14 protein-coding genes and 1 pseudogene are annotated in these 24,506 nt (G+C 64.9%); 12 read left to right on the top strand and 3 right to left on the bottom strand.

Features of this window, described 5'->3' with window-relative positions; genetic code table 11:
* The first annotated feature begins 11 nt into the window (after positions 1-11).
* Genes ALA01S_RS34055 through ALA01S_RS21845 form a run of 4 tightly spaced genes read left to right on the top strand, consistent with a single transcriptional unit; the run spans position 12 to position 5,681 of the window.
* The gene (locus ALA01S_RS34055) at positions 12-248 is read left to right on the top strand and encodes a hypothetical protein (RefSeq protein WP_169805979.1); all 237 of its coding nucleotides are present in this window, start codon (positions 12-14) and stop codon (positions 246-248) included.
* On the top strand, positions 245-784 hold the full coding sequence (locus tag ALA01S_RS34050; RefSeq protein WP_066341007.1) for a YfiR family protein: 540 nt from the start codon (positions 245-247) through the stop codon (positions 782-784). Before ALA01S_RS34055 ends, ALA01S_RS34050 begins: the two co-directional genes overlap by 4 nt.
* Positions 781-3,567 carry a response regulator gene (locus ALA01S_RS21850; protein ID WP_066341006.1) on the top strand — a complete coding sequence of 929 codons (2,787 nt, stop codon included), beginning with the start codon at positions 781-783 and terminating at the stop codon, positions 3,565-3,567. Before ALA01S_RS34050 ends, ALA01S_RS21850 begins: the two co-directional genes overlap by 4 nt.
* The gene (locus ALA01S_RS21845; protein WP_066341005.1) at positions 3,564-5,681 is read left to right on the top strand and encodes a putative bifunctional diguanylate cyclase/phosphodiesterase; all 2,118 of its coding nucleotides are present in this window, start codon (positions 3,564-3,566) and stop codon (positions 5,679-5,681) included. Before ALA01S_RS21850 ends, ALA01S_RS21845 begins: the two co-directional genes overlap by 4 nt.
* A gap of 233 nt (positions 5,682-5,914) precedes the next feature.
* On the opposite strand, the gene ALA01S_RS21840 is transcribed toward ALA01S_RS21845, so the two are convergent.
* Complete coding sequence (locus ALA01S_RS21840) at positions 5,915-7,204, bottom strand: replication initiation protein (RefSeq protein WP_084267804.1); 1,290 nt, start codon at positions 7,202-7,204, stop codon at positions 5,915-5,917.
* Positions 7,205-7,775: 571 nt separating this feature from the next.
* Between ALA01S_RS21840 and ALA01S_RS21835 the strand changes: the two genes are divergently transcribed.
* From ALA01S_RS21835 to ALA01S_RS21810, 6 genes are all read left to right on the top strand, one after another.
* Entirely contained in the window at positions 7,776-8,969 is a 1,194-nt protein-coding gene (locus ALA01S_RS21835) for a ParA family protein (RefSeq protein WP_238455887.1), read from the top strand.
* Complete coding sequence (locus ALA01S_RS21830) at positions 8,969-10,084, top strand: ParB/RepB/Spo0J family partition protein (protein WP_066341000.1); 1,116 nt, start codon at positions 8,969-8,971, stop codon at positions 10,082-10,084. The genes ALA01S_RS21835 and ALA01S_RS21830 overlap by 1 nt, the downstream gene beginning before the upstream one ends.
* 1,558 nt (positions 10,085-11,642) lie before the next feature.
* Positions 11,643-13,139, top strand: coding sequence for a DUF7125 family protein (locus ALA01S_RS21825; protein WP_066340998.1), 1,497 nt, complete (start codon positions 11,643-11,645; stop codon positions 13,137-13,139).
* 30 nt (positions 13,140-13,169) lie between these two features.
* Positions 13,170-14,723 (top strand): hybrid sensor histidine kinase/response regulator, encoded by a 1,554-nt coding sequence (locus ALA01S_RS21820; RefSeq protein ID WP_066340995.1) that lies wholly within the window; start codon positions 13,170-13,172, stop codon positions 14,721-14,723.
* Between the two features lie 112 nt (positions 14,724-14,835).
* The gene (locus ALA01S_RS21815) at positions 14,836-17,001 is read left to right on the top strand and encodes a cache domain-containing protein (RefSeq protein WP_084267803.1); all 2,166 of its coding nucleotides are present in this window, start codon (positions 14,836-14,838) and stop codon (positions 16,999-17,001) included.
* A 470-nt stretch (positions 17,002-17,471) separates the two neighbouring features.
* Complete coding sequence (locus ALA01S_RS21810; protein WP_169805978.1) at positions 17,472-20,891, top strand: PAS domain-containing protein; 3,420 nt, start codon at positions 17,472-17,474, stop codon at positions 20,889-20,891.
* A gap of 230 nt (positions 20,892-21,121) precedes the next feature.
* On the opposite strand, the gene ALA01S_RS21805 is transcribed toward ALA01S_RS21810, so the two are convergent.
* A complete protein-coding gene (locus tag ALA01S_RS21805; RefSeq protein ID WP_066340987.1) occupies positions 21,122-22,237 on the bottom strand; it encodes an FAD-binding oxidoreductase in 1,116 nt (371 codons plus the stop codon).
* A 55-nt stretch (positions 22,238-22,292) separates the two neighbouring features.
* Positions 22,293-23,585, bottom strand: a complete 1,293-nt coding sequence (locus ALA01S_RS21800) for an aromatic ring-hydroxylating oxygenase subunit alpha (protein WP_066340985.1) — start codon at positions 23,583-23,585, stop codon at positions 22,293-22,295.
* 359 nt (positions 23,586-23,944) lie between these two features.
* On the opposite strand from ALA01S_RS21800, the gene ALA01S_RS33320 reads away from it, so the two are divergent.
* Entirely contained in the window at positions 23,945-24,247 is a 303-nt protein-coding gene (locus ALA01S_RS33320; RefSeq protein WP_157119177.1) for a hypothetical protein, read from the top strand.
* 14 nt (positions 24,248-24,261) lie between these two features.
* Positions 24,262-24,506, top strand: a pseudogene (locus tag ALA01S_RS21795) (membrane dipeptidase); the annotation flags it as partial.

The following is a 24,506-nucleotide window of genomic DNA, read 5'->3' as shown; positions in this document are numbered from 1 at the left end:
CGGGGACTTCCATGTCGAACGCAAGAAAACTTCGAAGGGCCCGAGAACAGCGCCAAGCCCTGTACTGCGCTTTGCTGGCCGCGGGCCTGGCCGCCTCCGGCATGGCCGACGCGTGCACGCTCGATGCCCTGCTGCGCCTGCCCCTGGAACAACTGCTGGAACTGAAGGTCGGGCAACGCGGATGCAGTCCCGGCCAATCCACTGCAGACCTGCCAAAGCCGCAAAGCGTGCCGAGGGGCCGGCCATGAAGACCGTTGTCCGTTGGCCTGGCCTGTGGCCGCAGCTCCTGCTGGCACTGGCTGCCGTGACTCTGGCGCTCGCGGCCCATGGCGAGGGGCTGCCCGAGTACCGGCTCAAGGCCGCCTTCCTCTACAACTTCGCTGCCTACACCGAGTGGCCGGCGGAGGCCGGCGCCACGCTCAACGTGTGCATTTACGGCGCAGACCCTTTCGGCGCCGAGGCCGACAGCCTGAACGGCAAGAAGGCCGCAGCGCGTACCCTGGTCGTGCACCGCAAGACGCAGGCCGAGGCGCTCAAGGGCTGTCAGATCGTTTTCATCGCCAACGCCGGCAGCGAGCCGGTGCGGCACGTGCTCGACGTGTTGCGCGGGTTGCCGGTGCTGACGGTGGCCGACACGCCGCGGGCCCTGCAGCACGGCGTCGCGCTCAACATGAACCTCACGCAGGAGCGCGTCACCTTCGAGGCCAACCTGCGGGCCGCGCGCGAGGCGCGACTGGAGCTCAGCTCCCGGCTGCTGCGCTTGGCCACGGGGGTACAACAGTGAGCTCGCTGGATACCGCCGTGCGCGGCAGCACGCTGGCGCAGCGGCTGCGCCGCGTCAACCGCATCACGCTGGGTGCGGCCACGGCCATCGTGGCCCTGGCCATCACCCTCAGCAGCGCCGTGCTGGGCCTGCTCTCCGTGATGGACACCAGCCGCCTGCAAGCCAAGATGCTGGCCGAGAGCGCGGCTGCAGCGCTGATGTTTCAGGACCGGAAGGCGGCTGCGGAGTTGCTGCAGCCGCTGCGCAACATGCCCCAGGTGCTCGATGCAGCCGTGTACTCGGTCGGGCCAGCCGCGTTCGCGCGCTATGAGGCAGAAGAACAGGCGTCACCGGCGTTGCCGCTGACGGGCCAAGCCGAGGATCACGAGTTCCGCCTGACGCGGCTGCGGGTCGCGCAGCCGGTGCAGTTCGAAGGCCAGCACCGCGGCAGCGTGGAGCTGACGCTGACGCTGGTGCCGCTGTACCAGCAACTCCTGTGGCAGCTGGCGGCGACCCTGGGTGCCACGGCCCTTGCCCTGGCCATCAGCCGGCTGCTGCTCACGCGACTCAACGCCTCCGTGCTCGACCCCATTGCCGAGCTCGATGCCCTGACGCAGCACGTGTCGGTCCACGCCGACTACACGCTGCGCGCGCACAGCAGCGACATCGTCGAGCTCGCCTCGTTGGCGCACGGTTTCAACGCCATGCTGGATCAGATCCAGCAGCGCGACGCCAGCCTCGAGGCGCACCGCGATCACCTGGAAGAGGAAGTGAACCGGCGCACGGCGGAGCTGGTGCAGGCCAGGGATGCCGCCGAAGCGGCCAACCTCGCCAAGAGCGAATTCCTTGCCACCATGAGCCACGAGATCCGTACCCCGATGAACGGCGTGCTGGGCATGAACCAACTGCTGCTGGACACGGCGCTCGACGTGCAGCAGCGCCAATGGGCCGAGTCGGTGCAAGCGTCCGGACAGCACCTGCTGGGCGTGCTCAACGACATCCTGGACTTCTCCAAGATCGAGGCCGGCCACCTGGAGCTGGAGGATGCGGCCTTCAGCGTGGTGGAGGTTGTGGAGGAGGCGATCGCGATGTTCGCGCAGCAGGCCCAAGCCAAGGGGCTGGAGCTGGCCATGCAGGTTTTGCCGCACGACGCCCAGCCCAGCGTGCGCGGCGACCCGTTCCGCCTGCGCCAGGTGGTGGCCAACCTGGTGGGCAACGCCATCAAGTTCACCGAGTCCGGTGAAGTGCTGGTGCGCGTATTCGCGCTGGAACAGCACGAGGGCCGTGCGCCGCTGCGCATCAGCATCCACGACACCGGCATCGGCATCGCACCCGAGGCGCGCACGCGGATCTTCGAGCACTTCTCCCAGGCCGATGGATCGACGACGCGTCAGTACGGCGGCACCGGACTGGGCCTGGCCATCTGCCAGCGGCTGGTGCACCTCATGGGCGGCCGCATCGGGGTACAGAGCGTGCCCGGCGTGGGATCGACCTTCAGCGTCGAGTTGCAGCTGCCGGTGGCCGCCAACGTCACGGCGCTGCCGCTGGACGCCACCCTGCTCGAAGGCACCCGCACGCTGGTGGTGGACGACAACCAGACCAACCGCGACATCCTGTTGCACCAGCTGCAGGGCTGGCACATGGCGGTACGCTGCGTCGAGGACGGCGCACAGGCCCTGGCCTTGATGCGGGAAGCCTCGCGCACGGGCCGGCCCTTCGACCTCGCCATCCTGGACAGGCACATGCCCGGCATGGACGGGTGGGAGCTGGCGCGGACGATCCAGGCTGAACCGGCACTGGCAGGCACCCGGCTGGTGATGCTGAGCTCGACCTATGCCAACACCGACGAGCGCACGCGCGCCGGACTGTGCCGCAGCCTGAACAAGCCGATACGCCGCGCCGACCTGCATCGAGCCCTCGTCGGTGTCCTGACAGGCCTGCACGACGAGATGCCGACCGCCGCCGAAACTCCGCCGGCTCAACCCGGCACGCTGCAAGGGAAGGTGCTGCTGGTGGAGGACAACCCGGTCAACCAAGGCGTCGCCAAGGTCATGCTGGAGCGGCTCGGCCTGCACTGGACGCTGGCCCAAGACGGCGCCGAGGCCGTGAAGCTGGTGCGCGGCACGGACTTCAATCTGGTGCTGATGGACTGCCAGATGCCGGTCATGGACGGGTATCAGGCCACAGCGGCCATCCGGCAGTTGCGCGCAGACCGCAGTTCGGCACTGCCCATCATCGCCGTGACGGCCAATGCGCTGCGCGGCGACGAACAGGCCTGCCTGGACGCCGGCATGAACGGCTTTCTGGCCAAGCCCTACACCCTTGCACAGCTGCATGCGGCTCTGGCGGCCTGGTTGCCGCCCGGTCCATCCATCGCAGCGGGCCCCATGAACCCGGCGGGCCTGTGGCCGGCACAGCCAGCACCGGCGCCGCCCCGCCCGTTGTCGAGCATCAACTCCAAGACCATCGCCATGCTGCGTGACATGGACGAGCACGGCAGCATGGGGTTGCTGTCGCAACTGCTGGCCTCATTCGAGGCCAGCACGCAAGACAGCCGGCAGCGCCTGGGCGCGGCGCTCCAAGTAGGCAACACCAAGGCACTGCGGCAACTCGCGCACGCCATGAAATCCGCCGCGGCGAACTTGGGTGCCGATGCGCTGGCGGCCTGCTACCGCGAGATCGAGCAGCACGCTCGTGAGGAGCGAATCGAGAGCTTGCGCCCGCTGCTGGAATCGGCCCACACCGAACAGCAGCGGGCGCTGTCCGCGCTCCATGCCATCGTTGCGGAGGAAGGCGCGACATGAGCAATTCCAGAAAGTCCATCCTGGTCGCCGATGACGATGCCGGCGCGCGCCTGGTGATGCAGGCAGCGCTGCGCAAGGCAGGCTACGAGGTGAGGCTGGCCACCGGCGGCCGCGAGGCCCTGCTGCTCTTTGGCACCAGCCCCTGCGACATGGTCATGCTCGACGTCGACATGCCGGACCTCGACGGCTATGCGGTATGTGCTGAGCTGCGTGCCCGTGCAGGAGAGCTGTTGCCCATCGTCATGGTCACCGGCATGGACGACGTGGCCTCGGTGGAGGCGGCGTACGAATGCGGCGCCACCGACTTCATCGTCAAGCCGGTCAACTGGGCACTGATCGGCCATCGCGTGCGCTACCTGTTCCGCAGCCACCAGGCCATGCTGGACGTCCATGCCGCCCAGGCACGCCACGCCGCACTGCTCAACGCCATTCCCGACCTGCTGTTCGAACTCGACCTGGACGGCCGCTATCTCGACTACCGGGTGCCGCGCCCGGAACTGCTGACCCAGCCGGCCGAGACGCTGCTGGGCCGCACGGTGAGCGAGGTGCTCCCACCGGCAGCAGCCACGGCCTGCATGGCGGCCTTGCACACGGCCCACGAAAAGGACGCTTCGAGCGGCACACAGTTCGAACTGGAGTTGCCGGTCGGGAACACGTGGTTCGAGCTGTCCGTGGCACGCAAGACCGTTCCCGCTGGCGAGCGCCCGCGGTTCATCGTCCTGTCGCGCGACATCACGGAGCGCAAAGTGGCCGAGTCCCGTATCGCCCGGCTCGCCTACTTCGACGTCCTCACGGGGTTGCCGAACCGGAGCTCATTTCTGGAGTGCTTGGAACACGCGGTCCGTCGCGCCAGGGCACACGGACGCCAGCTTGCCGTGCTGTTCATGGACCTGGACGGGTTCAAGAACATCAACGACACCCTGGGCCATGACGTCGGCGACCAGGTACTGGTGGCGACCGCACAGCGGCTGCGAGACAGCGTGCGCGCTCGCGACCTTGTGTCGCGCCTGCAGCCCGCCAAGACCGAGCCCATGCCGGACATCACGCTGGCACGCCTGGGCGGGGACGAGTTCACCGCGGTGGCTTGTGACATCAGCCATGCCCAGGAAGCCATCGCCATCGCGCAGCGCATTGTCCATTCCCTGCGGGCGCCCTTGGTGCTGGATGGCCGCGAGCTCAACCTGACCACCAGCATCGGTATAGCCTGTTATCCCAGCGATGGCCACGATGCGGCCACGCTGCTCAAGCATGCCGACACGGCCATGTACCAAGCCAAGCGTGCGGGCCGCAACGGCGTCAGCGTCTACAGCGCCGGCCTTACCGACCAGCTGTTGCGGCACATGGAGCTCGAGGTCAGCCTGCGCGCCGCGCTGCCACGCCAGGAGTTCCACCTCGTCTACCAGCCGCAGGTCGAAGCTGCCACTGGACGGATCTGCTCGGTCGAGGCACTGCTGCGCTGGCACCATCCGACGCGTGGCCTTGTGCCGCCGACGGAGTTCATCCCGCTGGCCGAGGAAAGTGATCTGATCGACCACATCGGTCAGTGGGTGCTGCGCACGGCCTGCGTGCAGGCGGCCATTTGGAGCCGCGACGGCCGGCCCGTGCGGGTGACGGTCAACCTGTCGCCGCGTCAGTTCCGCCAGCCCGGACTGGCGCGGATGATCCTGGCCGTGCTCGACCAGACGGGCTTGGCGCCGCAGCTGCTGGAGGTGGAAATCACGGAAGGGGCCGTCATGGAGAGCACCGAGGCGGCACGACAGACGCTGCAGGAGTTGCAGCAGCACGGTGTGGGCATCGCGCTGGACGACTTTGGTACGGGCTATTCCTCGCTGGCCTATCTCACCCGCATGCCTATCCACAACCTCAAGATCGACCGCTGCTTCGTCAACGGACTGATGGACGGCGGCGAGAACGAGGCCATCGTGCGCGCGGTGCTGGCCATGGCACACAGCCTTGGCTTGCGCGTGACGGCCGAAGGTGTGGAAACCCTGGATCAGGCCCGTACCCTTGCAGCGCTGGCTTGCGACCTGCTGCAGGGCTACTACTTCAGCCGCCCGGTAGCCGCTGCGCACGTGCCTTCGCTGCTGGATCGCCATTGGGCGCTGGACGGCTGACTGACCCGGCTCTTCCAACGCGTATTGCGCTACGGCCGCTCGTGCGGATACCAACACATGCAGTTCAGCATGTCAGTTTCGTTGGGCGCCGCGCAGCGGACATCCAGCAACGCGTCGGCGCCCTGCCCGCTCCAGCGCGGGGACGCCTTGTTTGCAAGGGGTCGCCCTGCGGCGTCCTTCACCGCGGCGTTGCCACGGTTGGGCCGGTGTTCCTTGCAGTAGCAGCCGTCGTGTTAGGGCGTTTCCCGCGTGACGGCATAGAAGCGCAGCAGCCAGGAGCGCACCGCGGGTGCCTGCCACTGCCCGGCGTCCAGCCGCGAGCGCAGCAGCGGCGTGAGCTGCACGCCACGGGCCACCAAATCCTCGCGCAGGCGCTGCAGCCACCTGAACTGCTCCTCGCGCGCGAGCGCGGCGAAGGACTGCTCCGCCTCGGCCAGCTTTTCCTGCTCAAGCGTCGCAGCGGGCGGCGCCACCGGCGCGGCACCGTGGGCGGCAGCCAGCACCGTCAAAGCCGGCATGGGGGCGCGCGCCGATGAAAGCGGCTGTTTTTCGGCCACGCCGCCCAGAATCCACTTCAGGTGCGCCAGCCGGTTGACGATGGGCGTCCTGGCTGACGCGAGGTGCTGCGCCAGGGTGTCCAGGGCACGCGCCACGGCCTCGTCGCCATAGCGCTCGGCCAGGGCATCGAAGTCATGCTCGCGAATTTCCAGCGCAAGCGCCCTGCCCTGCACCGTCACGTCCACCGGCTGCGTGGACTGCAGCGCGGTGGCGAGCTGGTCCTTGCGCCGTACAAGAAACTGCACCTCGCCCGTGAACTTGCCGTTCTTGCGGTGCTCGATGAGCTCGACCTCGATCTCGGACAGCTCGTTGATGCCGCGTACGGCAGGCGCCACGAATTCGTTCTTGAATTTGCGCCACTCGCGCAGCTTGGACTGGTCGGTACCGCGCAGCACGGGCAACCACCAGGTCCAGTCCTGGCGCATGGTCCGGCCGACAGCCTGGTAGCGGGCGCAGATCTCGTACAGGGCCACGGTGCAGTAAGTGCCCAGCCGCGCGACGGTTTCGAGGTTGATCTGCGCCCAACGGTCGGGGTCGAGCATCTGGCGCTTGATCGCCGGCGGGTACCACCAGCGCACCCAGTTCTCGCGGCCCACCTTGTAAAAGTCCGCCTGGGACAGCAGCGTGAACACCTGCTCGCGCTCCGCCTCGCCGGGCATGACGTCGCCGGGCGAGAGCTGGCGCCACTCGATGATGGTGGTCATCATCTCCTTGAGATAGCGCTTGGCAGACGCCGTCGCGGAACTGTCCGTGCCGGACTGTTGGAGGATGGCATGCAGCGGCGCCGCGTAGCCCTCCTCCCGCGTGTCGCCTGCAGACTGCGCCAAGCGGCCCATCACGTTGTAGACCTTGCGCGCGGTGACGGTGAGCGACCGGTTCACCGGCACGATGGCCAGCGCCGACACCGGCTTGTTGAAAGTGGCGCCCGCTTCTCGTGACGGCGTTGGCGGGTTGCGGCTGGGCATGGCGCATCAGTATATGTCCACGCTTCGTTGGACAACGAACGCGCCTCATCACGGCCCCCGCTGCACAGCTTGGACTGAAAAACCCGGACATCCATACGGTCCCCAACGGGCCTTTGCACTGAAAACGGCGGACATTGAACTGCCGTGGAAGAGCTTTCCAAACTGAAAAAGCCGGACACAGCAGCCTCAGCCCAGGTACCAATTTCTCCAAAGAGAGTTATCCACAGGCTTTGCAAGCTGCCGCCTTGATGGATGGAAATAGACGGACAGGCTGACTGAATCGACCGGACGTGTGACGAGAAAAGGACGGACGCCCTGCCTGAAAAAGCAGGACGGGCGGCAAACATAAGTCATTGATTTTATTCAATAAAAACTACTTATGCACAGCCATAAAAGTATTAAAGAAATTAAAGATTTCTTGAAGCAATGCCGTGATGAGTCATGGGTTTCAAGACCCGGATGTCCGTCGTTTTGCACCATCTGGATGCAGAAATTCAGCGATGCTGCGATTTCTGCATCTGAGTCTAGAATTCCGCAGCATGCGCTGCAACGGCGCTGAAGGAGAAGAAACTTGGAAAACACCCAGCGTGTTGCTGCGGAAGAAATCACCTTGCCGTCCATTCTGGAACAAGCTGAGCGCGTCAAGGACGTCGTGGCGTATGCGCGTGAGACCATGCTGGCGCCCACGCAACGCAAGAAGCCGCCGGTGTTCTCGACGGCCAAGCTCATGGAATTGACCGGGCTGGAAAAGCCGCAGGTGGATTACCGGTTGCGGCGCGGCGAACTGCCCAGCGGCAAGCTCACGCCCAGCGGCGCCCGCCGCGAGTTCTCTTTGGCGGAGGCACGTGTCTGGGCTCGGGAGACGCGGCGCAACGAGCTGCGTCCCGCCGGCGCGACGGCCTTGACCATCGCCATCGGCAACTTCAAGGGCGGCGTCAGTAAAACGACGACGGCCGCAACGCTGGCGCAAGGGCTGAGCATGCTGGGTCACAGCGTGCTGCTGATTGATTGCGATCCGCAAGGCAGTCTCACGACGCTCATGGGCATCCTGCCGGATTCAGAGGTGGAGCTCGACGACACCGTGATGCCGTTGTTTTCCGGCAAGCAGCTCGACATCACTTACGCCGTGCGCAGCACCTATTGGGACGGCATCGACTTGGTGGCTGCTGCGCCGGTTCTTTTCGGTGCCGAGTTCGCACTGCCTGCCCGGCAGACCCAGGAGCCCGGCTTTGAATTCTGGAGCGTGCTGGACTACGGCCTGGACGCCGTGCGTGAGAAGTACGATTTCATCATCATCGACACGCCCCCTGCCCTGTCGTACACGACCATCAACGCATTGATGGCGGCCAACGGCATCATCATGCCCTTGCCGCCCAACCCGCTGGACTTCGCGTCGTCGGCGCAGTTCTGGGATCTTTTCGGGGATCTGACCAACCAGCTCATCACGCAGCGCGGCGGCACCAAGACGTTTGCTTTCGTGGACGTGCTGCCGACCAAAGTGGAGTCGGCGGATCAGACCAGCTTGCTGGTCAAGAAATGGATGGCGTCGGCTTACGGCGACAAGCTCGTGAGCGTCGAGATCCCGAAGACGGCCGCGGCCAATGCGTCGAGTGCCGAGTTCGGCACGGTTTATGACCAGGTGGAAAGCGGTTCGGCCCGCACCTTCAAGCGTGCCACGGACGCCTATGACCGACTGGTAGAGCTGATCGAGGACCAGGCTCAGATGTTCTGGAACAAGCAAGTTGGTCAAGCTGGAGGCGTGTGATGGCAACGAAAAAGAAAGGCCATGACGTCGATTGGAGCAACGTGCCCCGCCGCGTGCCCGCACCGGCCGCCGCCGTCGCGGAGCCCGTGTCGCCGCAGGAGGCCGAGCCTGCCGCCGCAGCGGCGTCTGTGCCGGTGCTGGTCGCACCTGCGATATCGCCCGCAGCTGCCAAGCCCAGGACCGGTCCCGGCTACAACGCCCTGCAGATATTCACGGGCAATGCGCTGCAGGAACGCATCACGGAGCTCGAAGCGGAGTTGCAGCGCACAAGCGCCGAGCGCGGATCGGTCCTGCTTGCTGCGGACAGCATCGTGCCCAGCCGGTGGGCCAACCGCCACGAGTCGTCATACGCCGGCAAGGCGTTTGAAGAGCTCAAGTCCGAGATCAAGGACGCCAGGGGCAACGTCCAGCCCATCATGGTCCGGCCGCTTTCCGATGGCTCCAAGGGCACCGCGAAGTACGAGGTGGTTTTCGGACACCGGCGCCACCGGGCCTGTCTTGAGCTGGAGCTGCCGGTTCAGGCCGTCGTCAAGGATGTCAGCGAACGCGAGCTGTTCGGGTTCATGGAGCGGGAAAACCGTGTACGCCGGAACCTCTCCGCTTATGAGCAAGGCGTGATGTACCGCCGTGCGCTGGATGAGGGTCTGTTTCCCTCCTTGCGGCAGCTTGCCGCCCACGTCGGTCGCGATCACAGCGACATTTCCAAGGCCATGCGGATTGCGACATTGCCGCAGGAAATCGTTGGCGCCTTTGCTTCTCCCAATGACATTCAGTTCCGCTGGGCAGCCTTGTTGACTGAAGCGTTGGACCGGGACCGTGAGGCAGTGCTGCGTGTCGCTGCCGACCCGCTGTTGAAGGATCTGCCTTCCAAGCGCATTTTTGAAGCCTTGATAGGCAAGGGTGGGGGACGGTCCCCCGCTTTGATTGCAGACACGCGGCAGGCAGAACGCGCGGATTCAGGGGACGAGCTGGCGCAGAGTTTTGATCTCGGCAAGGGGCGTACGCTCGCTGTACGCAGCGAAGGAACTCGCATGGTTCTGGAACTTGATGCCGCGTTGGTTCCACCAGCCAAGTGGGCCGAGCTGGCCGCCGGGCTGCGAAAGCTGTTGCGGTGAGAGACACGGCCGGGGTCATCCGGCATGGATGGCTTGGTCGGAAAGGTCAAACCCATTGAGAAGCGTCAGACGATGGCGCCAAGAATCGAAGTGTGGACACCCCGCCCCTTGAGCCTCTGCCGTGTGCCGACTGGTGGGGGACGGTCCCCCGGCTGAACGGGTTCTGGTGTGCTTCTGAGGATTCGCGCAATTCCTGAGGGTTGGTGATTCGCCGTGGGGGACCGTCCCCCACGTTTGCCCATAGGCTGCACAAGCGATGTCGTTCCGAGTGTTTGAACTGGAAGACTGCCCAGTCGGATTTGTCCGGTCCAGGCTGCGGCTTCGCTCGGTCCAAGCATGTGTGCGCTCGACAACCCAGCGCATGGGCAAGGTCTGAAGCCTTTGGGAACGACATCACCGGGTTGGGCGCTGCGTGCGTTGTGGAAGACATACGCATTGCCATTGCCCGGGCGTCGAACCGCCTGCACATCGAGCCCATAAGTGGCCTGCAGGGCACGGCTACCGGCGGAGTGCTCGAACAAATCAGCCACGAGCGCCCACTCCGCGTCGGTGTGGCAGCAGCTGTAGTCCCGCCCGGTGTGCTCACGACGGTGCAGCTGCGTGTAGCCGTAGCGCTTGGGCGAGCTTCTGGAGGACCCGCAAGAGACGGCGCGCCGAGTCGTTTTGATCCTGACGATGACGGCCCCGTACAGGGCTCGACGCACGGCCATGCTGCAAACCTTCACGCCGCAGCGCCCTTCAAGCACCCGCGCCGCCGCTTCAAGCGTCGCGCCAGGGTGCTCGGTCACGATCTCACGCAGCGCCAGCACGTGTCCTTCATTCAGTAAGCGGCGGCGGCCCTCCAAGATCCACAGCTCCTGCCCGCGATTCCTTCTTGGCAGCGCACTACCGGCTTCCTATGACCAGGATCTGTAGGTCGCAGCAATCGGTGCGCCGGTTGTCTGTCTGCACCCTTTAAGAAGTCACGCCTGCTCGCGAGCACGAGCGCTCGCAGGTCAAGGAGCTGTGCCAGGCCGCGTAAGAAGCTTCGGGCAAGGCGATGAATCAGCTTGGGCGGATCGGGGCTGCACGGCCACCAGTCCAACCGAGACGCCAAAACTTCGAGGATTGAGCTGCGCTTGGCCAAGCTGGCTGGAGCCCGCAACGTTTTCGCGCTGCCATGCATTTCCTGCTATTTGCGACCCTCATGCGGCTCAAAGCCGACGTCGCGAAGGGCAGGTGGGCGCTGGAAGGCAGTTCATGGGCCGGTGAACCGCAGACGGGCCGCCTTGGCATGGATCGTTTGCCGCCCTAAGTGCCGGTCGAGTTTCACATTACCAGCCCGCCGTCGTTGCAAAGTCAATTTGCAATGATTTTTTGTAGCCAAGATTATGGGCAATTATCTGGAGTGCCCGATGACCGCTTGAAAGGGTCAATTCGTATTGAAGCCGACTTTCAGCTTTGTCTTTTGCTGCCCATGGTCCTTGCCGCTACAGCACGCCCTGGAGGCTCCAGAACCGGTGGTCCGGCAGGCGTAGCATCTGCCCGCGCATGCAAATTGCCTCGTGGAACGGCTGCCATGAATGACCAAGAAAATACCCAACGCGCTTCTACCGGCGTACCCGGCCTAGACGACGTGCTGCATGGCGGCCTGATCGAACACCGGCTCTATCTCATTGATGGCAACCCGGGCGCGGGCAAGACGACGCTGGCGCTGCAATTTTTGCGTGAAGGCGTGCGCCGGGGTGAGCGCTGCGTCTACATCACGCTGTCCGAAACCCGGGAAGAGCTGGTGGCAGGCGCCGCCTCCCACGGAATTGACCTCGACGGTGTCGAGATCGAGGAACTCGTCGGCCGTGGGGGCGAACTCGATGGCGATGACGAAGTCACGATGTACCACCCGTCGGAGGTGGAGCTCACTGAAACGACGCGCCAAGTGCTGCAGGCCGTGCAACGCGTCAACCCCAGCCGCATGGTGTTCGACTCCCTGTCGGAGCTGCGGCTGCTGGCGCAGAGCTCGCTGCGCTACCGGCGCCAGATCCTGGCGCTCAAGCAGTTCTTCGCCGCACGCCGCTGCACGGTGCTGCTGCTGGACGACCGCACGTCGGAAGGGCCGGACCTGCAGCTTCAGAGCATTGCCCACGGCGTGATCGCACTGGACCAGCGCACACCGCCTTATGGGCAGGCGCAGCGGCAACTGCGCGTGGTGAAGTTTCGCGGCAGCGACTTTCGCAGCGGGCACCACGACATGGCCATCCGCCGTGGCGGTCTGCAGGTGTTCGCGCGCTTGGCAGCAGCCGACCATGGCAGCGTCTTCAACCGCGATACCGTGCCCAGCGGCGTGGAGGCGCTCGACGCGTTGCTGGGCGGAGGCATTGATCGGGGTACGACGACGCTGCTGATCGGGCCGCCGGGCAGCGGCAAGTCCACCGTGTCGCTGCAGTACGCGCAAGCTGCAAGCACACGCGGCGCACACGCGGCAGTCTTCACCTTTGACGAGTCGCGCGCCATTCTTTTGTCCCGCTGCGCGGGGTTGGGCATGCCGCTGGTGGAGGGCAGGGGGGCTGGCCAGGTCCACGTGCGCCAGATCGATCCCGCAGAGATCGCGCCGGGCGAGTTCGCCGCGCTCGTGCGCGAGGCGGTGGAAGCCTTTGAAGCCCGGGTCATCGTAATTGACAGCCTCAACGGCTACCTCAATGCCATGCCCGACGGGCGCTTTCTCACGGCGCAGCTGCACGAGCTGCTGAGTTACCTCAACAACCATGGCGTGGCCACCTTCCTGGTGGCGGCGCAGAGCGGCCTGCTTGGGCCGAACATGCACGCGCCTGTGGATGCCAGCTACCTGGCCGACACCGTCATCGTGATGCGCATGTTCGAGCATGAAGGCCGCGTGAAGAAAGCCATTTCCGTGCTCAAGAAGCGCAGCGGCAGCCACGAGGAGACGATCCGGCAGATATGGTTTGACGGCGCTGGCGTGCACTTGGGCGCACCGCTGGCGCGGCTGCGTGGTGTCCTGGCCGGGGTGCCCGTGGAAGACGGCCTGCGTACTGGCGGCCCGGCCGATGTCGTGGCGTGACTGGAACGCGATGCCTGCCGAGCCGTCCTCATGAAGTTGCCTGGACAACGCGTTCTGGTGCTGCCGCCCACGCGCCGCGACGGCGAGGTCACGCTGGCCTTGCTGGCGCAGGATGGTATCAATGGCATGGTGTGCGCCACACCGGCCTTGCTGTGCGAGCAGATGGCGCAAGACGTGGGCGTGGTCATGCTCACCGAAGCCGCACTGTGCGATTCGGCCATTGAAGCCTTCGTGGCCGCGCTGGCGCTGCAGCCGCCCTGGTCGGACGTGCCGGTCGTCGTTCTGGCGCGCGATCGACAGCTTCCCTCCATAGTGGCGAAGGTGCTGGAGCGGCTGGGTAACGTGACGCTGCTGGACCGCCCCGTGTCGGCCCGCTCCATGCTCAGCGCCGTCCGCTCCGCGCTGCGTGCGCGGGAGCGCCAGTACCAGATCCGCGATCACCTGCTCCTGCAGGAGCGCGTGGAAGCCGCGTTGCGCGAAAGCGACCAGCGCAAGGACGACTTTCTGGCCACGCTGGCGCACGAGCTGCGCAACCCGCTGGCGCCGCTGCGCACGGGCCTGACGGTGCTTGGCGCCATACCGTCGCCGGACAGCCGCGTACCGGGCGTGCTGGGCATGATGGAGCGGCAGATGGGGCTGATGGTGCGCCTCATCGACGACCTGCTGGACGTGGCGCGCATCTCGCGCGGCAAGATCGAACTGGTGCGCAAGGCCCTGGATCTTCGCGAGGTCGTGGATGCCGCCTTGGAAGGTTGTGCGCCGATGATCCGGGCCGCGCGCCATGAGGTCGAGATCAAGCTGGCAGCCCAGCCGATCTGGGTCGAAGCCGACCGTGCCCGGCTCGTGCAGGTGCTGGGCAACCTCATCGGCAACGCCGCCAAGTACACGCCCGATGCCGGGCGCATCACGGTGGAACTGCGCTCGCGCGATGGCAAGGCCGAGCTGAGCGTGGGCGACACCGGCGTGGGCATCGCGCCGGAGATGCTTTCCCGGGTGTTCGACATGTACCTGCAGCTCCAGGACGGGGCCTCGCGTGCGCAGGGCGGCCTGGGCCTGGGCTTGTGGCTGGTGCGCCGGCTCGTCGAGATGCACGAGGGCACGGTGACCGCCCACAGTCCCGGCCTGGATGCAGGCAGCACCTTCGTGATGACGCTGCCGCTGCTCCCCGTGCCTGCGCCCTGGGCGCCGGGCGCGCGGGATGCGGATGCGCCAAAGCCTGCCGGGGCGCTGCGCGTGCTCGTCATTGACGACAACACCGACGCCGCGGACACGCTGTGCATGTGCCTGCAGGCCATGGGTCACGACGCATGCTCCAGGTACAGCGGTGGTACAGGCTTGCAGGCCGCGCACGCGATGCAGCCCGATGTCGTCTTCTGCGATATCGGGCTGCCCGACATGAACGGACTTGATGTGGCCGCGCGGCTGCGTCGGGACCCGGTGCACCACGGTGTCACGCTGGTGGCACTCACCGGCTGGGGTACGGCGCAGGACCGGCAGCTTTCCAGCAGTGCCGGCTTCGACGCCCATCTGACCAAGCCGGCTTCCATGGAAGACATCGGCCGGGTGCTGCGCCTGCGACCGTAATGGCACCTGCTCCGGTGCAATGAAACATTTTCCGGACTTGCTGCGCACGGCCCGGGGCACGGATGCCGCCACCGGCCCAGCGCTACCATGGTCGGGTTTTCGCTGATGTTCCATGGCACAGATTCATCCGCAGGGTCGGCCCTCAGAAAGCACGGGAAACCTGCTGCTGCTTTTCAGAAGGCGTGCCTTTGGAAGTCTTGCTGTGTTCACGCTGGGTTCAGCGCTGCTGTTGAGCGTTGCTCTTGCCTTCATTCGACGCGAAACGGTGGCAAGCAGCGAGCGCTACGTGCTGTCCCTGTCTCAGCTCGTGGCCGAGCAAACATCGCGTTCCTTGCAGTCTGTGTCGCAGGCGCTTGAACTGGCCCAGTCGCAGTTGCAGGAACTTGAAGCGGCCAATCGTCTTGACGAATCAACAGCCCGCACGCGCTTGCGTCAGCGATTGCAGGAACTGCCCTTTGTGCGGGCCATCTGGTTCATGGACGCCCAAGGCGCTATCCGTTTTGACTCCGATGAGGGAAACATCGGGGTCAGCCTTGTGGATCGAGACTACTTCAACGTCCACCTCCGCTCGGACCTTGAGTTTTATGTGGGTCTGCCGGTCAAGAGCCGCTCCGTCGGTACATGGTTGGTGAGTGCATCCCGGCCTTGGCGGGACCGCCAAGGCCGATTGAATGGTGTGCTTGCCGCGGCGATCGAGCCACCATATTTCGATCAGCTGTGGCAGACCGTCTCGGTGGGCGACGGGGGCTCCATATCGCTTTTCAAGCGAGATGGAATCCTCATGATGCGAAGCCCTTTTCCTGGTGACGTGCTGGGGGAAAACTACAGCGATTCTCTTGGATTCATGAGCCGCTTGGGAAGCAGCGCTACCGGAACCTATGTGGCCACCAGTCCCCTGGATCACCAGGAGCGACTTGTTGCATACCGCGCGCTGGAAAATTTCCCGGAGTTTGTGGTCGTCACCGGGATGGAAATGAGCGTCTTGCTCCAGCCCTGGTACCGCGTTGCTGCCTTTTCCATCACGATGTGGCTTTTGACGATCACCGCTGCCGTCGCTTTGACGCTGCTGTGGTTGAGAGAGTTGGATAAACGCCGGCGCATGGAAGACCGCACCGAGCAAGCAAGACGGATGGAGTCTATTGGAACCCTGGCCGGCGGCGTTGCGCACGATTTCAACAACGTGCTTGCGGCCATGCTGGGGCACCTGCAGTTGGCCCGCCAAGAAATTCCTGCCAGCAGCGCGGCACATGCTTCCTTGCGGCTCGTCGAAGAAAGCGGTGAGCGGGCAAGATTGATCGTGCAGCAGATACTGGCTTTCAGCAGGGGCGTGCCGCAGCATTTGAAGCGAACAAGCTTGCTGGATATTGTCAGAGAATCTTTGAGAATGTTGCGGCCCACGCTTCCATCCCATACGGATTTAATAACCAAGCTGCCGGATGAACCCGTGGAGGTGGTTTGCGATGCCACCCAGATTCAGCAGATCCTGCTTAACCTGTGTACCAACTCATCGCATGCGGTTCCCGTGGGCGCAGGGCGGATCGAAGTCGGCGTTGATGTCCTGGGCGTCGATGCTGCAAAGCGGTTGACGCCGGAATGGAAGCGCAATGGGCCCGCAGCGCATCTTTGGGTGGCCGACAACGGCCCGGGTATTCCGATCGAGTATCAGGACAAGGTTTTAGAGCCTTTCTTCACCACCAAGCCGCGAGGCATGGGCACAGGCCTGGGACTGTCTTTGGTGCAGCGCATTGCCTCGGAGCATGGTGGATTGTTGAAAATCCAGTCAAAAGCCGATGCCGGGTGCGCAGTCCATGTTCTCTTGCCCCTGCATGAGTTTGATCAGTCAATCAGCCAGGACGAGGAAAAGGACGCTGGTGAAAACAAAATCGAGACGGGCCGGGGTCATGGCCAGAACGTGCTTTGCATCGACGACGACGAAGTCATTCTCCTGATGTTGGAAGGCATCTTGAAGGCCGGTGGTTTTCAGGTGACCACCTGCCAATCGCCTCAAGAAGCCATCGATCTGTTCGTTCGATATCCTGCAAAATATCAAGTTGTGGTTACCGACTTTGACATGCCAAGCATGTCTGGCATTGCTGTGGCGCGTGAAATTCTGGCTCTGCAGCCTGGCTTGGTCGTAGTATTGCAATCAGGATATGTGACGGAACAATTGCAGGCGGAGGCGAGCGCCTTGGGAATAAAGGCCGTGCTGAACAAGGAAAACGCGTGGCGGCAACTGTCGTTGACAATTGCCGAGCTGCTTCAATCCCCGTCAGACTAAATCCATTCATGTATTTGCAGTGCCCGCGAACGTAAATGGCCAAGCCATAGGATCAATATCCTGAAAAGCCTTGTTTTGTGCCGGCTGAGAAGTTTCCCAGCTCATTGGGCGTGCATTGCGTCGATACGCAGCAGCCTCGTCATGCCCAAGCGGGGCAGTTAGTCGCGTACTGCCGAGCCATTGAACAGGCCCAAGCCAAAAAGGCTGCAATCGAGGCCCGCTGGTTAAGGCACGGTGCTTAGAGAGGGCCTTCCATCGCACCTGCAATCCATGCCGCGGTGCTTGCGGCGGCGATGCCTGTGCCGCGTTGGGGCACGCCCATGCCTGCTCAGGTGATCCGGCGGCGGTGAACTGATGCGGCTGGCCTGTGAGCTGCAGCCAGATGTGTTGCGGCTGAAATAGCCTGGACTTGACGCTCGTTCACAATGGCTGACCAAGCGCTTGCGGCTGGACCGCGTAACAGCATGGACATGGCATCACCCCACGACAAGGAGGCTGCCTGGCCGTTCGCCCGAGGCGAAATGGCGCAGCGCGTGTCCCGGCATGACTGGGCGTCCACCCCGCTGGGCGCCGTGGACAGCTGGCCCACACGGCTGCGCATGGCCGTGGAGCTCATGCTTGCCTGCCGGCAGCCTGTCTACATCGCGTGGGGATCTCATTACACGTCCCTGTACAACGACGGCTACATCCCCTTCCTGGGCAGCAAGCATCCCAGTGCGTTGGGGCGGCCCTACGCCGCGGTGTGGCCAGAAATTTGGGACGAGTACCGCCCCATTGCCGAGGCGACGATGACGGGCCAGTCCCACTCCTTCATCGACCGTCCCGTGGCGCTGCGGGAGCGCGACGGGCGCCCCATGAGCTGGTTCACCTTTTCCTGGACACCGCTGCGTGACGACGTGGGGCAGGTGGCCGGGTTCTTCTGCATGGCTGCCGAGACGACCGACCAGGTCCTGGCGCGGCAGGTGTACCAGCAGACCGAGGCTCGGCACGCCTATTTGCTCAGGCTCAGCGACGCGCTGCGGCCACTGGCCGGCGCGCAGCGCATCAAGGCCGTGGCCACGTGCATTCTCGGCGAGGCCCTGGGTACCGACCGGGTGCTCTACGCCGAGCACGTTGTTCGCGACGGTACGGATCTTTGGCTGATTGAAGACGCTTACTGCCGTTCCGGCCATGCGTTTGCCGATGGCCTGTATCCGCTGGATAGCTTTGGCCGCGACGCCTACGCGTTGCTGCAGGGGCGTGCGGTCGTGGTGAGTGACGTGGCCCGGGATGCCGGCATCGAGGCGTCGGCCCAGGCGACGTTCGAGGCGATGTCGATTGCAGCGTACGCGGTGCAGCCGCTCGTCAAAGAAGGCCGCTTCATCGCGCTGCTGGCGATGAACCAGGTCACGCCGCGGCAGTGGACGCCGCTGGAACTGGAGTTGCTGCAGGAAACGGCCGAACGCACCTGGGCCGCCGTCGAGCGCGAACGGGCCGAGGCGGCACTGCGCGACAGCAAGGAGCAGCTGCGCCTGGCCCTCGACGCCGGGGGCATGGGCATCTTCATCTGGGATTTCAATGGGGACCACTTGGCCTGGGATGAGCGGCAGTACGAGCTCTTTGGCGTCGACAGGCGCGAAGGGGAGATGACGGGTGAACGTGCTTTGGCGCGCGTGCACCCCGAGGACCGGCCGCCGCTGGAGGCCGCGATCCGCGCCGTGGTCGATGCTGGCCAGGGCACGTTCCGGTTCGAATTCCGTGTTCCGCAGCCCACGGGGCGGGTGCGCTGGGTGGCCGGCCGTGCGCAGGTCATGCCGGGGCCGGACGGGCGCGCGGCCCGGATGATTGGGCTCAATTTCGACACGACGCAGGCCCACGAAGCCGATGCGGCGCTGGCCCGCAGCAATGAAGAGCTGCGCATCGCCGCCGAGCGGGTACAGCTGGCGCTGTCGGCCGGGGCCATCGTCGGCACCTGGCTGTGGGACCTGCAGGCCGACTCCTTGATGGTTGACGAGCGCCTGGCGCAGAGCTTTGGCCTGGACGCCGCGTTGGGGCGAACCGGATTGAAGCCGGAGCAGGTGCTGGCAAGCATCCATCCCGAGGACTTGCCTGGCGTGCGCTCGGCCATCGACGAGGCGATCGCGCAGGGCGGCCCCTACAGGCGTGAATACCGCGTGCGTGGCCTTGATGGCGTCTACCGCTGGGTTGAGGCCAATGGCCGCGTGGACTTGGCCGAGGACGGCCGGCCGTTGCGCTTTCCTGGTGTGCTGCTTGACGTGGAGCCCCGCCGTACGCTGGAGGTTGAACGGGACCGCGCCATGGAGCTGCTGCGTGCGTTTGCGAACGCCGTGCCCGGTGTGGTGTACGCCAAGGACCGCGACGGGCGCGTGCTGGTGGCCAACCGGGGCATGGCCGAGCTGGTCGGATGCCCGCTGCAAAGCCTGCTCAACAAGACCGAGCTCGAATTCCGCGATGACAAGTGCCAGGCCGAGGCCACGATGGTGGCCGACCGCCGCGTCATGGACAGCGGTGTCGTGGAGCAATCCGAGGAAACGGTGACCTGCCCGGACGGCACTTCCACCGTATGGTTGTGCACGAAGGCGCCGTTCACCGATGGACAGGGGCATGTCATCGGCATCATCGGTGCGTCGCTCGACATCACGGCGCGCAAGGCGGCCGAGCAGGCGCTGGCGGCGCTCAATGCCACCCTGGAGCAGCGGGTGGCTGAGCGTACCGCCGAGCTGGCTGCCGCACGCGATGCCGCCGAGGCTGCCAGCCGAGCCAAAAGCGCCTTCCTGGCCAACATGAGCCACGAGCTGCGCACGCCCATGAACGCCATCCTCGGCCTGGCACACCTGCTGGCGCAGGACGCCCTGGCGGCTCGCCAGGCCCAGCAGCTGGCCAAGATCGAGGGCGCCGCGCGGCACTTGCTGTCCGTCATCAGCGACATCCTGGACATCTCCAAGATCGAGGCCGGCAAGGTACAGCTGGAGCGGCGTGACTTTTCCCTGGCCGCGTTGCTGCAGGAAGTGCGTTCGATCGTTGACGCCCCTGCGGCGGCCAAGGGGCTGGGCATTTCGCTGGACACCGCCAACGTGCCGGCTTGGCTGCGCGGCGACGACACGCGCGTGCGCCAGGCGCTGCTCAACTACGCGGGCAACGCGATCAAGTTCACGACCAGCGGCCACATCTCGCTGCGGGCCTTGGTGGAGCAGCGGCATGGAGAAAAGCTGCTGGTGCGTTTTGAAGTCGAGGACACGGGCAAGGGCGTCGAGCCACAGCAAGCGGCACGTCTCTTCGAGGCTTTCGAGCAGGCGGACGCCTCCACGACGCGAGAACACGGTGGGACCGGGCTGGGATTGGCCATCACCCGGCGCCTGGCTGAACTCATGGGCGGCAGCGCCGGCGTGCGTCCCCGCCCAGGTAACGGGAGCGTTTTTTGGTTCACGGCCTGGCTGGAACAGAGCCTCGAAACTTCGCCGTCCGAGGCTATACCTGAGGCAGCCGACGCCAAGCTGAAAGAGCGCCATGCCGGCAAACGCGTTCTGGTCGCCGAGGACAACGCCATCAATCGCGAGGTGGCGTTGGCCATGCTGCGCGCGGTGTGGCTACGGGCGGACGTTGCAGAGAACGGGCAAGCTGCGGTGGAAATGGCCAGTCAGGGCGGCTATGACCTGGTGCTCATGGACATGCAAATGCCTGTCATGGATGGATTGCAGGCCACACGGGCACTGCGAGCGATGCCGCAGCTCCAAACAGTGCCCATCCTGGCGATGACGGCAAACGTTTTCGACGAGGACCGAGTGGCCTGCCTGGCCGCAGGCATGGATGACTTCGCTTCCAAGCCCGTACAGCCGCAAGCACTGTACGCAACGCTACTCAAATGGCTTGACCGCAGCGCGCTGAAGTAGGCAGATTCTTCTGCGGATCATTATTTCCGGGGACGGGCTGACCTTCGGTGCAAATCGGTACGGCCGTCATGAGGTGCAAGGCTTCCTGTTCAGTCCGGCTTTGCCGCCGCAGCAGATCGAGGCCATGCTCGCGGCGGCGTGACGAGGGGACGGGTGCAGGCCGAGCCGACAGTCATGGCGACAGCGCGCCGCGGGCCGGGTCCGCTGCCTCTTGCCCGCGGGGGGCGCTGTCAGCGCTCGACCTCGATGTCGCTGAGCGGCTTGCTGCAACAGGGCAGGAACCAGCCCTGCGCCACCTCGCGCGGACGCAGGCCGCCGCCTTGTTTCATCTCCACTTCGCCGGCAAGCTTGCGCGTGCGGCAGGTGCCACAAACACCGTTGGAGCAGCTGAATGGCCAGCGTACGCCCGCGCGTTGTGCTGCCTTGAGCACCGTTTCGTCGGCACCGCACTCGAAGCGCTCGCCTCGGCTCTTGAGCGTGATGGCAAAGCGCTGCGCCGGATCGGCGGCGGCGATTTGCTCCGAGGCGGCTTCCACCTCCGTTGCAATCTCAACCGGCAGGCTCTCGAAGTTGAAACTTTCCTCGTGGTAGCGGGCCATGTCGAACCCAGCCTCGGCCAGCATGGCGCGCACCGCCGCCATGAAGGGCGCTGGCCCGCAGCACCAGACCTCGCGCTCCAGCAGGTCCGGCACCTGTGAGCGCAGCAGTGGCAGGCTCAACCGTCCCAGCAAGCCGCTGTAGTCCGGGTGGCTGCCGCGCTGCTCGCACACCATGGTGGCGTGCCAGCGCGGCAGCGAGCGCGCCAGCAGCTTGAGCTCGTCGGCAAACGCGATGTCCTGCGGCGTGCGCGCGGCGTGTATGAAATGCACGTCGGCGTCCAGCCCCAGGTCGGCCCATGCGCGCGACATGGACATGAGCGGCGTGATGCCGCTGCCGCCCGACAGATAGAGCTGACCGCGCGCAGGCGCCTTCACAGGGCCGGGCGGAAAACAGAAGCTGCCCGCCGGCCCCGTGGCCGACAACCGCGTGCCCGGCTTCACGTGGTCGTGCAGCCAGTTGGACACCTGCCCACCAGGAACGCGCTTGACCGTGATGGTCAGCGTGTCTGGCCGTGTGGGCGTGGAGCAAAGCGTGTAGGAGCGCGAAACCGGCTCGCCGTCGATGTCCAGGCGCAGCGTGATGAACTGTCCCGGACGGTAGCGGAAGCTGCGCGCCTCCACCGGGCGCAGCACGAAGCTGCGCACGTCGTGGGTCTCATCGCGAACCCGCACGCATTCGAGCCATTCGTCATCGCCGCCCCAGGCGGGGGCGGGCGCATCGGCCAGGTCAAGATAAGTCAGGGTCATGGCGTCGTCCGTTACGGGTTCACGGCAGTGCGGGGCGGCTGGGCTGGCAGCGGCTTCAGCGCGCGCCGCCCACGCCTGCACGCATGCGGCTCACGTACCAGTTGGAAAAGGCTTCCACCAGGCTCTCGGTGAAGGGCGAGTAGGGCCCGGGCCGGTAGGCGCGGCTGGACACGCCGGCATGCGAGGCTTCCACCAGGCGGCGGTCCTGGTCGTTGGTGGCGTTCCATACGGCGGTGAGGGTGGGCACGTCATAGTCCACGCCTTCCACCGCGTCCTTGTGCACGCACCAGGTGGTGCGCACCAGCGTGCGGCCCGCACTCAGCGGGATCACGGAGAAGCTCACCACGTGGTCGCTCATGAAGTGGTGCCAGGAGTTGGGCTGCGTCCAGAACGACAACCCGCCCAGCGACTTGTCCGTGAAGTCGCCCAACAGCTTCTTGCAGGCCACTTCGGTGCTCATGGTCTGCGACTCGCCGGCGCGGTCCAGCGGCAGCCGCTGCGTGCGAAAACCCGTGATGAGCGTGTCCAGTTCCTCGATGCGCGCACTGGGCAGGCCCATGGCTTCCCAGCGGCAGTGGCTGTCCTTGACGGTCTGCTCAAACTGCGCGATGCCTTCAGCGTTCTGCGGGCCGGGCTGGGCGCCGAAGCCGTGCTCGTACAGGGAAATGGTCAGCTCGGGATGGTTGCCCACGCAGTGGTAGCACTCGCGGTTGTTTTCCAGCGTGAGCTTCCAGTTGCCCTCCTCGATGAGCTCCACCTGCGCGGCCACCTTGCAGTCGTTGAGCTTGTGCGGCGCCAGGTAGGGGCGCATGCGGGCAGCAACGTCCTCGAAGTCCTGCGGCGGCTCATCGGCCAGGCAGATGAAGAGCAGGCCTTCCAGGTTGCGCAGGTGCACCTTGTGCAGGCTGTGCTGGTCGCGCAGGAAAGTCTCGCCCATGTGGTCGGCGTGAATGAGGTTGCCGTCCAGATCGTAGGTCCATTGGTGATAAGGGCAAACGATGTTGCCCAGGCTGCCCTGGTGCTCCTCGCACAGCCGCGAGCCGCGGTGGCGGCACACGTTGTGGAAGGCCTTGAGGTTCATGTCATCGTCGCGAACGATGAGCACGGAATCCTGGCCCACGTCCACCGTGATGTAGTCGCCCGGCTCGGCCACTTGCGGCGCCACGGCCACGAAGATCCAGTGCCGGGCGAAGATGTACTCCATGTCCGCCTGGAACACCTCTTCGCTCAGGTAGAAGGGCGCTTCCAGGCTGTGGCCAGGCAGGCGGCGCTCCAGCAGTTGCTGCAGCTGGGCGTTCGCCCAAGCTTTGCCGGTATGCAAGGTGACGGGTTGAGCCTTGGTCGTCATCGGTATTCCTTGAGATGGCCAGTGGGGTGGTTTGCGTTGTCCGAAGAGCTGCCGCGTCTTCTGGCGTCCTGGTGATGTCCATTTTTCGACACGGGGAAATTGAAGCCTTGTGCTCGGCGGACACGGACTTGCCAGGAATCGACATCGGGCGCCCTGGACCGACATTCGTAGGTGGTCTTGCCAGTCATCGCGGTTGTGCACTGAGGTCGCCGCATTTGCCCGCTGGTTGAGCCAAAAACCAATCAATTCACTGCAAGTTTTTTGCATTTCCCTGTCGCATTTGCGTGATTGAGTCCTGCGGACAGCCGGCCGGCGCGTGTCTGCCATGGCGGATGCAAACAGGTATGGCGCAAAGACACATGTCGAACCAAGGACATTCTGGGATGTCGGATTTGTGCAAGTGCGTGTCCATGCCGCACAAGCCGCGCAAGTGGCGTAGCCGAAAAATCCTGCCGAAGTCGTTCAGCGACCCAACAGCCCTTCCTGACCGCATCACAACGCGCAAGCACATGAAGCAAAAACCGTTTTTCGCCGCGCCGCTGCAAGACACCTACCCACGCATTGCCAAGGCGCTGGAGCAGGAGCTTGGAAGGCAGCAGGGCCCGTCGCGCGAGCAGGTCCAGGCCTTCACCTCACGCCTTCCCATCTACGGCAACCACTGAACGGCAGGGATTCCATGAACGAGCTTCACGCCAGGTCCATCGTCATCGACGGACTGATCATTTCCAAATGGGACCGCTCCGTCTTCGAGGACATGAAAAAGGGTGGCCTCACTGCCGCCAACTGCACGGTCTCCGTCTGGGACGATTTCAAGGGCACGGTGCACAACATCGCGCAGATGAAGGCCATGATCCGGGACAACGCGGACCTGCTGAGCCTCGTGCGCACCACGGCCGACATCGAACAGGCCAAGCGTGATGG

It is taken from the genome of Azohydromonas lata NBRC 102462, from assembly GCF_001571085.1.
GTDB classification, from domain to species: Bacteria; Pseudomonadota; Gammaproteobacteria; order Burkholderiales; family Burkholderiaceae_C; genus Azohydromonas; species Azohydromonas lata.
Note: the sequence above shows the minus strand (reverse complement) of the source record. Positions and strands in the feature narration are given on the sequence as shown.

Coding starts and splice junctions, on each gene's coding strand:
- ALA01S_RS34055 (WP_169805979.1), top strand. CDS start 12: ATGTCGAACGCAAGAAAACTTCGAAGGGCCCGAGAACAGCGCCAAGCC.
- ALA01S_RS34050 (WP_066341007.1), top strand. CDS start 245: ATGAAGACCGTTGTCCGTTGGCCTGGCCTGTGGCCGCAGCTCCTGCTG.
- ALA01S_RS21845 (WP_066341005.1), top strand. CDS start 3,564: ATGAGCAATTCCAGAAAGTCCATCCTGGTCGCCGATGACGATGCCGGC.
- ALA01S_RS21840 (WP_084267804.1), bottom strand. CDS start 7,204: ATGCCCAGCCGCAACCCGCCAACGCCGTCACGAGAAGCGGGCGCCACT.
- ALA01S_RS21830 (WP_066341000.1), top strand. CDS start 8,969: ATGGCAACGAAAAAGAAAGGCCATGACGTCGATTGGAGCAACGTGCCC.
- ALA01S_RS21825 (WP_066340998.1), top strand. CDS start 11,643: ATGAATGACCAAGAAAATACCCAACGCGCTTCTACCGGCGTACCCGGC.
- ALA01S_RS21820 (WP_066340995.1), top strand. CDS start 13,170: ATGAAGTTGCCTGGACAACGCGTTCTGGTGCTGCCGCCCACGCGCCGC.
- ALA01S_RS21815 (WP_084267803.1), top strand. CDS start 14,836: ATGGCACAGATTCATCCGCAGGGTCGGCCCTCAGAAAGCACGGGAAAC.
- ALA01S_RS21810 (WP_169805978.1), top strand. CDS start 17,472: ATGGCATCACCCCACGACAAGGAGGCTGCCTGGCCGTTCGCCCGAGGC.
- ALA01S_RS21805 (WP_066340987.1), bottom strand. CDS start 22,237: ATGACCCTGACTTATCTTGACCTGGCCGATGCGCCCGCCCCCGCCTGG.
- ALA01S_RS21800 (WP_066340985.1), bottom strand. CDS start 23,585: ATGACGACCAAGGCTCAACCCGTCACCTTGCATACCGGCAAAGCTTGG.
- ALA01S_RS33320 (WP_157119177.1), top strand. CDS start 23,945: ATGTCGAACCAAGGACATTCTGGGATGTCGGATTTGTGCAAGTGCGTG.